Annotated in this window: 12 protein-coding genes; 4 read left to right on the forward strand and 8 right to left on the reverse strand. The window is 69.5% G+C overall.

From position 1 onward, the window contains the following. Positions 1 to 104 precede the first annotated feature (104 nt). From ACFPQ9_RS15640 to ACFPQ9_RS15650, 3 genes are all read right to left on the reverse strand, one after another. The gene (locus ACFPQ9_RS15640) at positions 105 to 1,043 is read right to left on the reverse strand and encodes an N-acetylneuraminate synthase family protein (protein ID WP_380853065.1); all 939 of its coding nucleotides are present in this window, start codon (positions 1,041 to 1,043) and stop codon (positions 105 to 107) included. Between the two features lie 13 nt (positions 1,044 to 1,056). After that, entirely contained in the window at positions 1,057 to 2,316 is a 1,260-nt protein-coding gene (locus ACFPQ9_RS15645) for a cytidylyltransferase domain-containing protein (RefSeq protein ID WP_380853067.1), read from the reverse strand. An 80-nt stretch (positions 2,317 to 2,396) separates the two neighbouring features. Next, on the reverse strand, positions 2,397 to 3,710 hold the full coding sequence (locus ACFPQ9_RS15650; protein ID WP_380853069.1) for a DUF6716 putative glycosyltransferase: 1,314 nt from the start codon (positions 3,708 to 3,710) through the stop codon (positions 2,397 to 2,399). A gap of 198 nt (positions 3,711 to 3,908) precedes the next feature. On the opposite strand from ACFPQ9_RS15650, the gene ACFPQ9_RS15655 reads away from it, so the two are divergent. The 3 genes from ACFPQ9_RS15655 to ACFPQ9_RS15665 all read left to right on the forward strand — a co-directional run bounded on the left by ACFPQ9_RS15655 (position 3,909) and on the right by ACFPQ9_RS15665 (position 7,567). Continuing rightward, positions 3,909 to 4,889: a glycosyltransferase family 2 protein gene (locus ACFPQ9_RS15655; RefSeq protein ID WP_380853071.1), complete on the forward strand. Its 981-nt coding sequence runs from the start codon at positions 3,909 to 3,911 to the stop codon at positions 4,887 to 4,889. Beyond that, positions 4,889 to 6,247, forward strand: coding sequence for a polysialyltransferase family glycosyltransferase (locus tag ACFPQ9_RS15660; RefSeq protein ID WP_380853073.1), 1,359 nt, complete (start codon positions 4,889 to 4,891; stop codon positions 6,245 to 6,247). Before ACFPQ9_RS15655 ends, ACFPQ9_RS15660 begins: the two co-directional genes overlap by 1 nt. A gap of 171 nt (positions 6,248 to 6,418) precedes the next feature. Continuing rightward, positions 6,419 to 7,567, forward strand: coding sequence for an acyltransferase family protein (locus ACFPQ9_RS15665; RefSeq protein WP_380853075.1), 1,149 nt, complete (start codon positions 6,419 to 6,421; stop codon positions 7,565 to 7,567). 65 nt (positions 7,568 to 7,632) lie between these two features. On the opposite strand, the gene ACFPQ9_RS15670 is transcribed toward ACFPQ9_RS15665, so the two are convergent. The 3 genes from ACFPQ9_RS15670 to ACFPQ9_RS15680 form a co-directional block, all read right to left on the reverse strand. After that, complete coding sequence (locus ACFPQ9_RS15670) at positions 7,633 to 8,976, reverse strand: alpha-2,8-polysialyltransferase family protein (RefSeq protein WP_380853077.1); 1,344 nt, start codon at positions 8,974 to 8,976, stop codon at positions 7,633 to 7,635. Further along, complete coding sequence (locus tag ACFPQ9_RS15675; protein ID WP_380853079.1) at positions 8,973 to 9,956, reverse strand: glycosyltransferase family 2 protein; 984 nt, start codon at positions 9,954 to 9,956, stop codon at positions 8,973 to 8,975. The genes ACFPQ9_RS15670 and ACFPQ9_RS15675 overlap by 4 nt, the downstream gene beginning before the upstream one ends. A gap of 139 nt (positions 9,957 to 10,095) precedes the next feature. Beyond that, the gene (locus ACFPQ9_RS15680; protein ID WP_380853081.1) at positions 10,096 to 10,743 is read right to left on the reverse strand and encodes a TetR/AcrR family transcriptional regulator; all 648 of its coding nucleotides are present in this window, start codon (positions 10,741 to 10,743) and stop codon (positions 10,096 to 10,098) included. Between the two features lie 86 nt (positions 10,744 to 10,829). Here ACFPQ9_RS15680 and ACFPQ9_RS15685 point away from each other — a divergent pair, with 86 nt between their 5' ends. Next, positions 10,830 to 12,230 (forward strand): FAD-dependent oxidoreductase, encoded by a 1,401-nt coding sequence (locus ACFPQ9_RS15685; protein ID WP_380853914.1) that lies wholly within the window; start codon positions 10,830 to 10,832, stop codon positions 12,228 to 12,230. Here ACFPQ9_RS15685 and ACFPQ9_RS15690 read toward each other — a convergent pair. Together ACFPQ9_RS15690 and ACFPQ9_RS15695 are read right to left on the reverse strand one after the other, a co-directional pair. Further along, positions 12,227 to 12,808 carry a Uma2 family endonuclease gene (locus ACFPQ9_RS15690; RefSeq protein WP_380853083.1) on the reverse strand — a complete coding sequence of 194 codons (582 nt, stop codon included), beginning with the start codon at positions 12,806 to 12,808 and terminating at the stop codon, positions 12,227 to 12,229. The genes ACFPQ9_RS15685 and ACFPQ9_RS15690 overlap by 4 nt on opposite strands. Positions 12,809 to 12,899: 91 nt before the next feature. Then, positions 12,900 to 14,480, reverse strand: a complete 1,581-nt coding sequence (locus ACFPQ9_RS15695; RefSeq protein WP_380853085.1) for an acyl-CoA mutase large subunit family protein — start codon at positions 14,478 to 14,480, stop codon at positions 12,900 to 12,902. Positions 14,481 to 14,530: the final 50 nt, after the last annotated feature.

The raw sequence follows: 14,530 nt of genomic DNA on the forward strand, positions 1-14,530 counted from the left end.
CGTATTCAGCTCGTGTGGACGGAGCACTGAGGGGCGCCGAGTCCGAGCGCCCGCGGAACGGGGCACTCGGACTCGGCGCACTACTGGAACTCGGTGCGTTCGGGTCAGACCTGAACCGGCTCGCCCGCGGCCGCGGCGATCTCGGCCTCGGCGACGACACCGGCGACGCGGCGCAGCTTCTTCATCGGGCCGAGCTCGGAGTCGTAGACCTTCTTGACGCCGTCACCGAGGGACTCCTCGATGGTGCGGATGTCGCGGACGAGGCGGGTCAGGCCCTGCGGCTCGACCGAGGCGGCCTGGTCCGAACCCCACATCGCGCGGTCGAGGGTGATGTGGCGCTCGACGAACACCGCGCCCAGCGCGACCGCCGCCAGCGTCGTCTGCAGGCCCGTCTCGTGGCCGGAGTAGCCGATCGGGACGTTCGGGAACTCCTTCTCCAGCGTGTTGATCGCGCGGAGGTTGAGCTCCTCGGCCTTGGCGGGGTACGTCGAGGTGGCGTGGCACATCAGGATGTTGTCCGAGCCGAGGACCTCGACCGCGTGGCGGATCTGCTTCGGGGTCGACATGCCGGTGGACAGGATCACCGCGCGGCCCGTGGCGCGGAGCGCGCGCAGGAGCTCGTCGTCGGTCAGGGACGCGGACGCGACCTTGTGGGCCGGGACGTCGAACTTCTCCAGGAAGGCGACGGCCTCGGTGTCCCACGGGGAGGCGAACCAGGCGATCCCCTTCTCCTTGCAGTACTCGTCGATCTGGCGGTACTCGACCTCACCGAACTCCACCCGGTGGCGGTAGTCGATGTAGGTCATCCGGCCCCAGGGGGTGTCGCGCTCGATGTCCCACTGGTCGCGCGGGGTGCAGATCTCCGGGGTGCGCTTCTGGAACTTGACGGCGTCACAGCCGGCCTCGGCGGCCACGTCGATGAGCTTGAAGGCGTTCTCCAGCTCACCGTTGTGGTTGATGCCGATCTCGCCGCAGATGTAGACGGGCTTGCCGGGGCCGACCTCGCGGGCGCCGAAGTTGCGGAGGCGGGAGTAGGTGCTCATGGCTGAGATGTCCTTACTTGGTGAGGGAGTCGAGAGAGGGGCCGAGGATCCAGCTGGCGATCTCTCGGATCGCGCCGTCACCGCCGGGTGTGGCCGTGACCGCGCGTGCGGCGCCGCGCACGACGTCGTGGGCGCTCGCGACCGCCACGGGCCAGCCCACGAGGGCGAAGCACGGGAGGTCGTTGACGTCGTTGCCGACGTAGAGCACGCGCTCAGGCGCGATGCCCTGCTCCTCGCACCACTGCTTGAGGGCGAGGTCCTTGCGGTCGATGCCGTGCAGCACGGGAATCTGCAGCTTCCGCGCGCGGGCGGCGACGACCGGGTTCTGCTCCGTGGAGAGGATCAGCATCTTCAGCCCGCTCTTGCGCAGGGCCGCGATGCCGAGTCCGTCTCCGCGGTGCACGGAGACGAACTCCTTTCCATCGGCATCGATCAGCACCCTGTCGTCGGTCTGGGTGCCGTCGAAGTCCAGTACGACCGCGTCGATGTCGTCCGTGGTCGGGAGGGCGCCGGGACGGTCCGCGTCGAACAGCGGAGCCAGCGCCCGGGCGCGGGCCAGGTCGTGGGGATCGTCGATCTCCAGGACCCGGGCGGGGTCGGTGCGTACGAGTTCCGTACGGCCGAAGAAGCGGTGCTTGTGCTCGCGGAAGCCGCCGGCGGCCATCGCGTAGGCGGCGCCGGTCTCCAGGAAGTCCTGGGGGCGGTCCTGGCGGCGCGGGCGGAAGGACTTGTCGTGGTTGACGCCGTAGCCGCCGGTGGTGGCCGCGCGCTCGTTCTCGGCGGCGGCCGCGTCGTCGTCGCCGTGGCGCCACACGAAGCCGTGGAAGGGCGCGACGGTCAGGGAGGTGTCGGCGCCGTTGGCGACGATCGCCTTGACCACGGCGTCGATGTCCTCGCGGATGATGAACGGGCTCGTGCACTGCACCAGCAGGACCACGTCCACCTTCGCGCCGTGCAGCGTCTCGTGCGCGTCCATCGCGTGCAGCACGGCCGCCTCGGAGGTGGCGGTGTCACCGGCGATGGCGGCGGGGCGCAGCACGACCTCGGCGCCGGCCTGCCGGGCGGCGGCCGCGATGCCCTGGTCGTCGGTGGAGACGACGACGTCGGTCACCAGCCGGCTGGCCCGGCACTCGCGCACCGCGCGGGCCACGAGCGGCACACCGCCGACGGGCATCAGGTTCTTCGCGGGCACGCCCTTGGAGCCGCCGCGCGCGGGAATCACGGCGAGCACCCGTGGCACCGAAGTGCCTTGGCCTGCTTCCGAGTTGGACATGGGCTCCACTCCTTGGGCTCCTTGCAGGGACTTCGGGGCGCGTCCCGGCGCCCCGGTCCCCGTATCGGTCGTCTGGTCGCTCACAGCTCCCCCATCCGCCGGATGACGGGCGCCACGCGCTGCACGCCGTGCCGGTAGGCGCCGCGGGCCGCCCGGCGCACTATCTGGCGGACCGGGCCGGGGTCCTTGTCATGGGCGGGGGCGCCGGGCAGCGGGCTGCCGTCCGGGCCGAGGTGATGGCGGGCGAGGATGCCGGGCAGATAGCCGGGCGCGGTGGCCGGCGTGTAGTACGGCGTGAGGGCGGGCAGTCCGCCGGGCCGCTCCAGCAGCTTGGCGATGCGCTCACGGGCCGGGTCGAAGGCGGTGGCGTACGAGCCGTCGGCGCACACGCCCTGCCGGGAGACCCACTCCTCGTCGGGCACCGGCCGGTGTCCCTCGTCCAGTTGGTCCCAGGAGGCAAGGCAGCCGGAGCCCACGAAGTGGTGGTTGCCGAGCGTCTCGCGCACGCCCAGGTCGGTGAGGACGACGGTGGGGATACGGCGGTGCAGCGACTCCAGCGCCGCCGTGGAACTGATGGTGACCATCAGGTCGGTGCGGTCGAGGACCTCGCCCATGTTGCCGTACACCAGTGCGAAGTTGGCCGGCGGTTCGAGCCGCTGGACCAGCTTCTGGTACGGCAGTTCCTCGATGTGCGTGGTGTGCTCGCCCGGCTTGGACCGCAGTTTGAGCAGCACCTCGCGCTCGGGGTGCTTGCGGGCGTGCTGGATGAGGCGGTTCAGCAGGTACGTACGGTCCTTGCGGCTGTCCGGCACGGAGGGCTGGGCCGCGAAGACGACCGTGTACGGGTCGTGCTCGCCGGTGTAGGGCTCCCCGCCGAGGAAGGGCAGGGCGACCTCGGTCACCGAGGAGGAGTCGGCGCCGACCCCCTCGTACACCGCGCGGAAGCGCTCGGCGTCCTGCCGGGAGTTGGCGAGGACGAGGTCCGCGCCGTGCCGCAGCAGCAGGCCGTCGGCGAGTTTCTCGTAGACGACGCCGACGTAGCCGGTGACGACGACGGGCCGGTCGGTGCGGCCTTCCCACACCCGCTTCAGGCCGTGCAGCATGGCCTGTACGCCGCCGCCCACGAGGGCGAGCACCAGGACGTCGTACTGCTCCTTCGCCATGGCGCGCAGGAACTCGACACCGGTGACCTCGCTGAGGGAGTCGGCGCGCACGCCGACTTCCTGGAGCTGACGGGCGGTCGGGGTGGCCCGGCCACGCAGGAGGTAACCGTCCAGACGGATGTCCGAATCCTCCGGAGCGATACGGTTCGCGGTGAGCGCGCCCCATTTCCACCGGGTGTCGGAATCCGCCAGTACGGCCACTCGTCGGGTCTTCATCGCACTTGCTGGCACGTCGTTGACGCTAGGAAGCGATTTCAAGGTTCTCACCAACCAGAATGCAACAAACGGTTAACAGCACATCGACTAACGACGAAGCGAGGCCTGAAGTCGTTGAAAAGAAGCCTGGTTCACTGCATCGCCACGTGTCGTTCACCTGACATCAAGCTGCGAGTAAAGACGGATGCCGGACCGACCCCTAACGTCCCTCACGTGGTCAAGCTCTCCGTCATCGTGCCGTTCTACAACGTGCAGCAATACGCGCCAGACACCCTGAAGAGCCTGCGTGCGAACACACGTGAGGACTTCGAATTCATCCTCGTCGACGACTGCTCGACGGACGGGACACCGGACATCCTCGCGCGTGCGGAGCGCGAGTTGCCGGGCGCCGTGCTCGTCAGACACGAGCAGAACGGAGGGCTGGCCACCGCGCGGAACACCGGAATCGAAAAGGCGCGCGGCGAGTACCTGACGTTCCTGGACGGCGACGACTGGCTCGCTCCGGGCTACTTCCCGCAGCTGCTGTCCGCCATCCAGGAGTTGGGGTGCGACTTCGTACGCACCGACCATGTGCAGTCCACCGGGCGGGCGCGCAGCATCCACCGGGTGCCGCACGGCCGGCGCTGGACGGTCATGAACCCGCGCGAGGCGATCCTGCCCGCCGACCGCTCGACGTCCGTGGACTACGCGTACGCATGGGCGGGCATCTACCACCGCCGTCTGGTCGACCGCGGAATCCTGCAGTTCACCCATGGGCTGCGCACCGCCGAGGACCGGCCGTGGATCTGGAAACTGCACCGGGAGGCGGAATCCTTCGCGGCGGTGGGACTGCTCGGTGTCTACTACCGGCGCGGAGTGGCGTCTTCACTCACCCAGATCGGTGATGTTCGACAACTCGATTTCATTCGCGCGTTCGACCAGGTAATCGAGGAAACGGCGCGTGACCCGGAAGCAGATAAACTGCTTCCGAAAGCCGTGCGCACCTACTGCGCGATCATGGCTCATCATCTCGGACAAATCGAGAGGTTCGAACCCGCCGTGGCTCGAAAACTGCGCTCGATGAGCGCCGCCGCTCTGAAAAGAATGCCGCAGGACGTGCTCGCGGAGGTAATGGACTCGATGGACGCGCAGCGCGCTGCCCGGCTGCGGCGGGTGCGCCGCAGGGCGGTCGGGGCCCGGACGGTGGCCGCCTGATGCCTCGCACGACCCAGATCTTCTGCGCCTCGACGCTGTACGGCGCCGCGACGCTCGCCGCCGCCCTGGACGCCGGGCTCTTCGAACCGGCCGACCGCCGGCTGCTGCTGGTCACCAACAACGCGACCAACCCCGAGATCACCCCGTCCGTGGACGCGATGCCGGGCTTCGACCTGCTGCGCGGCCGCTTCGACGAGGTGCTGTCCTGGAACGCGACCATCTCCCCGTTCCACCCGAGCGGTTGGTCCCCCCGCGCGGACGACATCCCCATGTGGGAGCGGTACGTACGGCTGCTGTGGAACCTCGGCGACGACGAGATCCAGCTGGCCGTGGAGTCCGTCCAGGTCAATCCGGCGCTCGCGCTGTGCCAGCTGTTCACCGGCGCCCCGGTCGAGGTCTACGCGGACGGCCTCATAAGCTATGGCCCCACGCGCGACAAGATCGACCCGCTGGTCGGCACCCGTGTCGGCCGGCTGCTGCATCTCGATCTCGTCCCGGGCCTCACCCCGCTGCTGCTCACCGAGTTCGGCGTGCCGTCCGAACTGGTGCCGTCCGAGGTGTTCCTCAAGGTGCTCGGCGAGCTCACCGAGGCGGAGGTCGCGCTGCCCGCTCCGTCCGGGGGCGAACCGCCGGCGCTGCTGCTCGGCCAGTACCTCTCCGCGCTCGGCATCCTCACCGACGCCGAGGAGGAGGACCTGCACCTGAACATGGTGCGCGGCGCCGTCGGACTCGGCCACCGCAAGCTGGTGTTCAAGCCGCACCCCGTCGCACCGGCCCGCTGGTCGAAGCTGCTGGAGGACGAGGCGACGAAGCTGGGCGCCGAGCTCACCCTGCTGGACCGTCCCGTGCTCGCCGAGGTCGCCTTCCAGCGGCTGCGGCCCGCCCTCGTCGTCGGCTGCTTCTCCACCGCGCTGTTCACCGCCGCGGGTCTCTACGGCCTCCCGGTCGCGCGGGTCGGCACCGACGCCGTGCTGGCCCGGCTCACGCCGTACCAGAACAGCAACCGGGTGCCGCTGACCATCGTCGACGCGCTGCTGCCGGACATCGCGGACGCGTCCGCGGTGAACGGCTGGACGATGCCCCCGCGCGAGCGGGTGGACGAACTGGCCGCGCTGCTTGCGGCGGTCGGCTTCGCGATGCAGCCGAAGATCTACCCGGGGCTGCGCGCCGCGGCCGAGGCCTACCTCTCCAAGCATCTGAACCCGCACACCTGGCGCTACTTCAAGCGCAAGCGCCTGACCGCACTGGCCCTGCCCGGAGCCGTGCCGGCCCAGCTCTCCTTCATCCCGCGCAACGCCACCGTGCGCCGACTGGCTCGGCGGGCCCGTGCGCTGAAGCAGGTGGCCGGCCGAAAGTAACCAAGAAGGGGTGGTCGTTCATCCGTGTGACATCTCTGCGCTCCCTGAGCGTCAGCCGTCACTCACCTTTCACCCGTCCGAGGGACATAGCGTTCGGTCGTCGTATGAAATGGCACCGTCCATCACGTACGACTGAACGCACCTCGAGACTCCCAGGAGAAGGGCCCCAGGATGAGCGCGGCTGACCAGGCCACGGCACCGCCGGTGCCGGCGGCACCCCGGCTGAACCAGGTCCTCGCCGAGCGGCCTCCCGTGCGGCCCCGGTCTGCGAGTCGGCTGCGCGCCCTGGACGGACTGCGGCTGGTGGCCGCGCTCATGGTCTGCCTGTATCACTTCAGCGGCAAGAACGGCGAGGTCGCCAATTCCTGGCGCCAGTCCCCCGGGGAGATGTTCCCGACGCTGTCGCAGTTCTCGACCTACGGCAGCCTGGGTGTCCAGTTCTTCTTCGTCATCAGCGGGTTCGTGATCTGCATGAGCAGCTGGGGCCGCAGCCTCGGCGACTTCTTCCGCTCCCGGATCTCCCGCCTCTACCCGGCGTACTGGGTGGCCATCGTCATGGTCACCGGCGCCGCGGTGCTGCTGCCGGTCGTCGTCCACCCGGTCCGCCCGGACGAGTTCCTGGTCAACCTCACGATGATGCAGCAACCGCTGGGTGTGCCGCGGGTCCTGGGCGTGTGCTGGACGCTCTGGGTGGAGCTGAAGTTCTACGTGCTCTTCGCCCTGTTCGTGATCTGGAAGGGCGTCTCCTACAAGAGGGTCGTCACCTTCTGCATCCTGTGGACGCTGGCCAGTGCCTTCGCCCGGGTCGCCGACAACCCGCTGACCGACGAGCTGGTGATGCGCGACCACGCCCCGTTCTTCATCGGCGGCCTGGCCCTCTACCTGATCCACCGGTTCGGCAGCGACCTGCTGCTGTGGGGGATCGTCGGCATGTCCTTCCTGCTGGGCCAGCGCTACTCGGTGATGGCGCTGTGGCACCCGGGCGCGCAGGGCGAGTTCCACCGCAACCCGCTGGTCATCCAGGCCATCGTGTTCTGCGCGTTCGCCGCCGTCGCGGTGGTGGCGCTGGGCTGGACGAGCTGGGCCAACTGGAACTGGCTGACCATAGCCGGGGCACTGACGTACCCCTTCTATCTGATCCACGAGCACCTGGGCTGGTTCTTCATCCGGGTGCTGCACCGGGGGCTCGGGCTGGGCTCCTACGAGACGTTGGCCCTGTCCATACTGAGCCTGCTGGGGCTCGCCTGGCTGATGCACCGGTTCGTGGAGAAGCCGTTCGGGCCGAAGCTGAAGCGAGCACTGCCGGCCGTACGGTTCTGAAGCCGGAAAGCGGTTGGGGCGCCCCGTGAACCGGGGCGCCCCAACCGCTTTTGCTGTGCCGCTCGTTACTTCCGCGTCGTCTGCCGCAGCTGCCGCACGGCCCTGCGGACCGCCGGGTGCCGGCGCAGCGCCTCGGCGCGGACCGGGCTGCCGCCGGGCAGGCGAAGGCTGGTGAGGCGGCGGCGCTTGAAGTAGCGCTGGTACCGGTCCAGGTTGGCGCCGAGCCAGGCGGTGACCTCGGCGCGCAGGGCGTGGTGCTTGCGGGACTGCATACAGAAACCGACGCTGCGCACCAGCGGGGCCAGGCCCTCGGCCATCCCGGCGAGTTCGAGCGGGGAGCCAAGCTCGGCGTTCTCGGCGTCGGGCAGGGCCGCGTCGATGATGGTCAGCGGGATGCGGTTGCTGTTCTCGTACGGCGTGATGCGTTCGAGGAGCAGATCCGTGCCGACGCGGGCGACCGGGATGCCGTAGAAGGCGGCGGCGGTCATCAGTGCCGTCGAGAAGCAGCCGATGACGAGCTTCGGCTTCAGATAGGCGAAGACGGTCTCGGCAAGAACGGGCTCGTTCAGCACCGTGAGCTGGACGTCGAGTTCCTTCGCCACCGCTTCAAGGGACTCGTTGAAGACGGCGGGCGCGCTCGGGTGCGGCTTGAACAGGACGTCCCGGTGACCGGCGCGGGCGGCGGCGCGGAGGAAGCGGATGTGCAGCTCCTCCTCCTCGTCCTGGCTGATCAGCTCGATGGCCGAGAGGTACTGGCCGAGCAGGACGGCGGTGGGCGGGTTGTCGGCCGGGAGGCGCTCGGCGAGGATGCCGGCGCCGGACTCGCCGATCTGGGCGAGGACGTCGACGATCGCGTCGTTGGGGACGGCCTCCGGGGTCACGCCGTACTCGGCCAGCAGCATGGGCGTGAGGCCCGGCACCAGATCCAGGTGCAGAACGCGCTTGATGCGGCTGCTCATGCCGTGCGGGATGCGGTTGCGGGTGGGGCCGTAGCTCATCAGGCCGTCCGCGTACACATGGATCGGGCTGTCCGCGAAGATGTCCGCGACCGCGCGGGAGGGGTTGGCCTGGATCGACTCACAGGCTATCTCGACGGGTTGGTCGCCCAGGTTCCAGGCGAGGCGTACGGCCTTCTCCCACAGCAGGGTGTCCTGGCCCCGGGGGGACCAGCCGGCCGGGTGGTGCGGGGAGATGAAGTCGTTCCAGGAGCGCACCTCGTCGAACTCGGGGCGCAGCTTCTCGAAGCCGGCCATCCGGTCCAGGGGGGTGCCGACCTCGGGGACGGCGGCGGTGTTGCTGACGACGAGGATGCGGCGGACGCCCTCGCGCGGGCCGAACTGGCCGGCCCGTATGGCGGCGGTGACGGTCGCGGCCGCGTACTGCGTGGCCGAGAAGAAGATCTGGATCATGCCGCCACTCCCTTCATGCCGCCCCGTATCCGGCGCAGCATGTACACGCGCTCCTCGCCCATCCCGACCAGGGCTTCCTCCAGTTCGTCCTCCGACATCCTGCCCAGCGCCTCGGCGGCCATCTGCTTCAGGCGGGCGGCGATGCTGCGTTCGAATCGGCCGCGGCTGAGCAGTTGGTGGGCGATGACGACGCAGTAGTTGCGCAGCGCCTTCTTGCGCAGCTTGCCCACCTCGGGGTCGTCGGCGAGTTCGCCGAGGACCAGATCGAAGGAGCGGAAGAAGTCCAGCTGGCGGACGTCGCCGATCTGGGTGAGCGAGCTGGCGACGCCCCGGCGGTAGAAGACGCCGCGCAGGCTGGCGACGGCGTAGGAGTCGGCCCTGCGGTGCAGGTCCCAGATCCAGGGGCGGTCCTCGGCGGTCTTCAGTCCGTCGTGGAAGCGCAGCATGCCCTGGTCGAGGAGGCGGCGGTGGTAGATGCCGGCCCAGGCGTAGGGGTAGTCGACCATGGTGGTGTCGTCGACGGGGAGGATCGAGGTGCGCGGATCGAGCGGGGTGTGCCGGCGGCCCTCGGGGGCGCGGTGCACGGTCCGTTCGATTCCGGTGACCTGGACGTGGTCGGTGCGTACGAAGTCGACGTCGAGCCGCTCGATGGCGTTCGTCAGATCCGCGAGATAGCCCGGGGCCAGCCAGTCGTCGCCGTCGAGGAAGGTGAGGTAGCGGCCTTCCGAGGCGTCGATGCCGGTGTTGCGCGCGGTGGCCAGTCCGCCGTTCTTCTCGTGCCGTATCACCCTGCTGTTCTTGAGTCTCTTCGTCAGCGTCAGCAGCGCTTCGTACGTCTTGTCCTTGGTGGACCGGTCCTCGACGAAGATGAACTCGAAGTCGTCCCGTTCGTTGTTGACCAGGCTGGTCACCGTCTCGGGTACGTACGACTCGATGTTGTAGCAAGGGACGATCACGGACAGTGTCGGGGGGTTGGTCACGCGTACACCTGGGCTCTCTCCGGGGCGGATCCCTGCGACCGTAGGAGACGTTCGACGCCGGACATTGTCCCCTCGGCGGCCATCAGGTGAACGAAAAGTAACGGCCCTCCCTCCTTTTCCGGGGCGCCCGGCGTCCGCCTCACTTTCCGTACCGCGCCTCGATCCCGGCGATCACCAGGGCCAGCCCCTCCTCGAAGTGCCGTTCGAAGTCGGCGAAGATCTCCGCGCCCGCTTGGGCCGACAAGGGGAAGTCGGCCATCCGTCGGGCGCGCTCGTCGATGTCGTAGCCCTCGCGACGCTCGCCCGGCAGTGGCTCGACGCCCTGCTCCTCGGTGACGAAGCCGAGGGTGTAGAGGTACGTCGTCGAGGTCGCGCGGACCGCGTGGGCCAGTGAGAAGCCCGCGGCGGTGAAGACGCGCAGGGTGTCCTCCATCTGCTCGGCGTGCACCATGCCCGTGAAGCGTGAGCCGCTGAAGACCTTGGCCCCGTCGCGGTAGCCGAGCAGCGCCGCGCGCAGTCCGCGGTTGGCCTTGAGCAGCCGCTCCTGCCAGGTGTCGCCGGGGTCGAGGGGCGTCCCGGCGATCATGCGGCGGTACATCTCGGTGGCCATCTCGTCGAGCAGCGCCTGCTTGTCCTTGAAGTGCCAGTACAGGGCCGGTGCCTTGACGTCGAGCTCCTTGGCGATGGCGCGCAGGGTCAGACCGTCCAGGCCGACCTCGTTCAGCAGCGCGAGGGCGGCGTCCGCGACGCGCCTGCGGTCGAGCGGCGTTCGTCGTTCGGTAGTCACGCTTGACAGCTTAACGACGTTAAGGGCACTCTCGTGCCCGAAGGAACTTAACAACGTTAAGGGGGAATGACATGAACGAAGACGTTATGTCCACGGACGTGCTGATCGTGGGCGCGGGCCCGACCGGGCTCACGCAGGCCATCGACCTCGCCCGGCGCGGCGTGGACGCGCTGGTCGTGGAGCGGGCCGCGGAACTGTTCCCTGGCTCGCGCGGCAAGGGGATCCAGCCGCGCACGATGGAGGTCTTCGACGACCTGGGCGTCCTCGACGCGATCCATGCGGCGGGCGGCGGCTACCCGGTCGGGATGATCTGGCAGGACGGACAGCGGGTGGGCGAGCACCGGATGTTCGATCCGTCCGAGGCGACGGAGGACTCCCCGTACGACGAACCGTGGATGGTCCCGCAGTGGCGGACGCAGCGGATCCTTTTCGCGCGGCTCCAAGAGCTCGGCGGGAGGGTCGCCTTCGGCCGGGAGGCGGTCGGGATCGAGCAGGACGAGGACGGGGTGACGGTCCGCTTCGCGGTGGGCCCGAGCGTGCGCGCCCGGTACGTCGTCGCCGCCGACGGCGGCCGTTCGGCCGTGCGGCGGGCCCTGGGCATCGGCATGACGGGCGAGAGAGTCGACCCGAAGCCGACCCTGGTGGCGGACGTGAGGATCACCGGCCTGGACCGCGACAACTGGCACATCTTCCCGCCCCGCGGCGAGGGCGACGGCTTCCTGGCGATCTGCCCCCTCGCGGGCACCGAGGACTTCCAGGTCACGGCCCAGTTCCCGGAGGGCTCTGCGGTGGACCTCTCCCTGGAGGGTGTGCGCAAGGTCGTCGCCGCGCGCTCGCATCTGGCGCCCCAGGACGTGACCGAGGTGCGCTGGGCCTCGGACTTCCGGCCACGGGCGGCCCTGGCGGACCGGTTCCGCGACGGGCGGGTGTTCCTCGCCGGCGACGCCGCGCACATCCACTCACCGGCCGGCGGGCAGGGGCTCAACACCAGCGTGCAGGACGCCTACAACCTGGGCTGGAAGCTGGGCGCGGTCCTGCGGGACGGGGTGGACGAGGCACTGCTGGAGACGTACGAGGAGGAACGGCGCCCCATCGCGGCGGACATGCTCGGACTGTCGACGAGCGTGCACCGCGGTGAGGTGCGACGCGGGAAGGCGACGCGTCAGCTGGGCCTCGGGTACCGGGAGTCGACCCTGACGGAGGAGACCCGGGTGGTGCCGGGGGCCGTGCGGGCGGGCGACCGCGCGCCGGACGGAAGGCTGGACGGCGTACGCCTCTTCGACGCCTTCCGGGGTCCGCACTGGACGCTGCTCGCGGTCGGGGTGGCGGCGCCGGAGCTGCCCGGCTCGGTCGAGGTGGTCCGTGGCGCCGCGCAGAAGTCGTACGGGACGGGCCTGTTCCTGGTGCGGCCGGACGGCTATGTGGGCTGGGCCGGGAGCCGGGAAGTCGGGCTCATGGACTATCTGGGCCGGTTCGGGCTTCGCTAGTCGTCGCCGTCGAGGAGGGTGTCGACGGAGAGTTCGAGGGAGACGCCGACGGATTCGGGGACGGGGACGGTCTGGCCTCGCTTGTAACGGACGGGGTCGGAGTACTTGCCGTCGGCGGGGTCGGTGTAGAGCAGGACCTCGTCGTGTTTGCGGTCGGCGATGAGGTAGGCGGGGATACCGGCCTGGGCATAGCACTCGACCTTGACATGAAGGTCGTCGGACCAGTTGGACGACGTCACTTCCACGACCATGCGGAAGACGCTCGGGGCGTAGCAGTTCTTCGTGACATGGGCGTCGCGGAAGTCCTTGTCGACGATCGAGAAGTCAGGGATCGCGAAGTCCTCGGGCAACGTGGGCAGCCGGAGCCCGACGCCCTGGACGTACTCGTACCCCGCCTCAACGAGTCCCGCGCGGTCGAAAGCCCTGCCCAGCTTCGTGAGCGACAGAGCGTGCGAGCCATCCGGCGGCGGTGTCACAGTGAGCCTCCCCTGGAGAATCTCCACGCGGTGGCCAGGCAGTGCACGGGCAAGCTGGTCGGCAGCCTCACCCAGGGTCAGTTCCTGCTGCATCACGGCCATGGCTCCTCCTTTTGGGGCCCACTCTGCAACGAGAGTAACCGGAGACCGGCGGACTCAGCCCGTGATCACTCATACGGAGTATTCGCCCAGCTCAGAAGGCATCCGACGGGACATACGTCCCCCACACCTCCCGCAGCGCGTTGCACACCTCGCCCACGGTCGCCCTGGCCCGTAGCGCCTCCTTCATCGGGTACAGGACGTTGTCCTCGCCCTCGGCGGCCTTCTTCAGGGCGGTCAGGGCCGCCTCCACCGCCCGCGAGTCGCGCTCGGCGCGCAGGCTCGCCAGACGTTCGGCCTGCCGGGCCTCGATGGCGGGGTCGACGCGGAGCGGCTCGTAGGGCTCCTCCTCGTGCAGCTGGAAGCGGTTGACTCCGACGACCACCCGCTCGCCGGAGTCCGTCTCCTGGGCGATCCGGTACGCGCTGCGCTCGATCTCGCCCTTCTGGAAACCGTGCTCGATGGCCGCGACCGCGCCGCCGAGGTCCTCGACCCGCCGCATCAGATCGACGGCCGCGCCCTCCACGTCGTCCGTCATCCGCTCGACGACGTAGGAGCCGGCGAACGGGTCGACCGTCGCCGTCACGTCCGTCTCGTAGGCCAGCACCTGCTGGGTGCGCAGGGCGAGGCGGGCCGACTTGTCCGTGGGCAGCGCGATGGCCTCGTCGAAGGAGTTCGTGTGCAGGGACTGGGTGCCGCCGAGGACCGCCGCGAGGCCCTGCACCGCGACGCGCACCAGGTTCACCTCCGGTTGCTGGGCCGTCAGCTGCACCCCGGCCGTCTGTGTGTGGAAGCGCAGCATCAGGGACTTGGGGTCGCGCGCGCCGAACTCCTCGCGCATCACCCGCGCCCAGATACGGCGGGCGGCACGGAACTTGGCGACCTCCTCCAGGAGCGTCGTACGGGACACGAAGAAGAAGGACAGCCGCGGCGCGAAGTCGTCGACGTCCATACCGGCCGCGACCGCCGTGCGGACGTACTCGATGCCGTCCGCGAGGGTGAAGGCGATCTCCTGCGCGGGGGAGGCGCCCGCCTCGGCCATGTGGTAGCCGGAGATCGAGATCGTGTTCCACTTCGGGATTTCGGCCCTGCAGTACTTGAAGATGTCGGCGATCAGCCGGAGGGACGGCTTGGGCGGGAAGATGTACGTGCCGCGCGCGATGTACTCCTTCAGCACGTCGTTCTGGATGGTGCCGGTGAGCCGGTCCGCCGTGACGCCCTGCTCCTCGGCGACCAGCTGGTACAGCAGGAGCAGCAGCGCGGCCGGCGCGTTGATCGTCATCGACGTGGACACCTCGCCCAGCGGGATCCCGCCGAACAGCACCCGCATGTCGTCGATCGAGTCGATGGCCACGCCCACCTTGCCGACCTCGCCGTGCGCGATCGGGGCGTCGGAGTCGTGGCCCATCTGGGTGGGCAGGTCGAAGGCGACCGAAAGGCCCGTCGTGCCGTGTGCGATCAGGTCGCGATAGCGGGCGTTGGACTCCGTCGCCGTGCCGAAGCCGGCGTACTGGCGCATCGTCCAGGGCCGGCCGGTGTACATCGTGGGGTACACGCCGCGGGTGTAGGGGTATGAGCCCGGCTCGCCCAGCTTCTCGGCCGGGTCCCAGCCGGTCAGCGCGTCCGGCCCGTAGACCGGCTCGATGGGCAGTCCCGACTCCGACTCGCGCGCCATGGTGTGCCTCCGCGTTGCAGTGCCTGTTGTCTGCCAGTACACCCCGGCAG

Source organism: Streptomyces coerulescens (assembly GCF_042657965.1).
GTDB classification, from domain to species: Bacteria; Actinomycetota; Actinomycetes; order Streptomycetales; family Streptomycetaceae; genus Streptomyces; species Streptomyces coerulescens.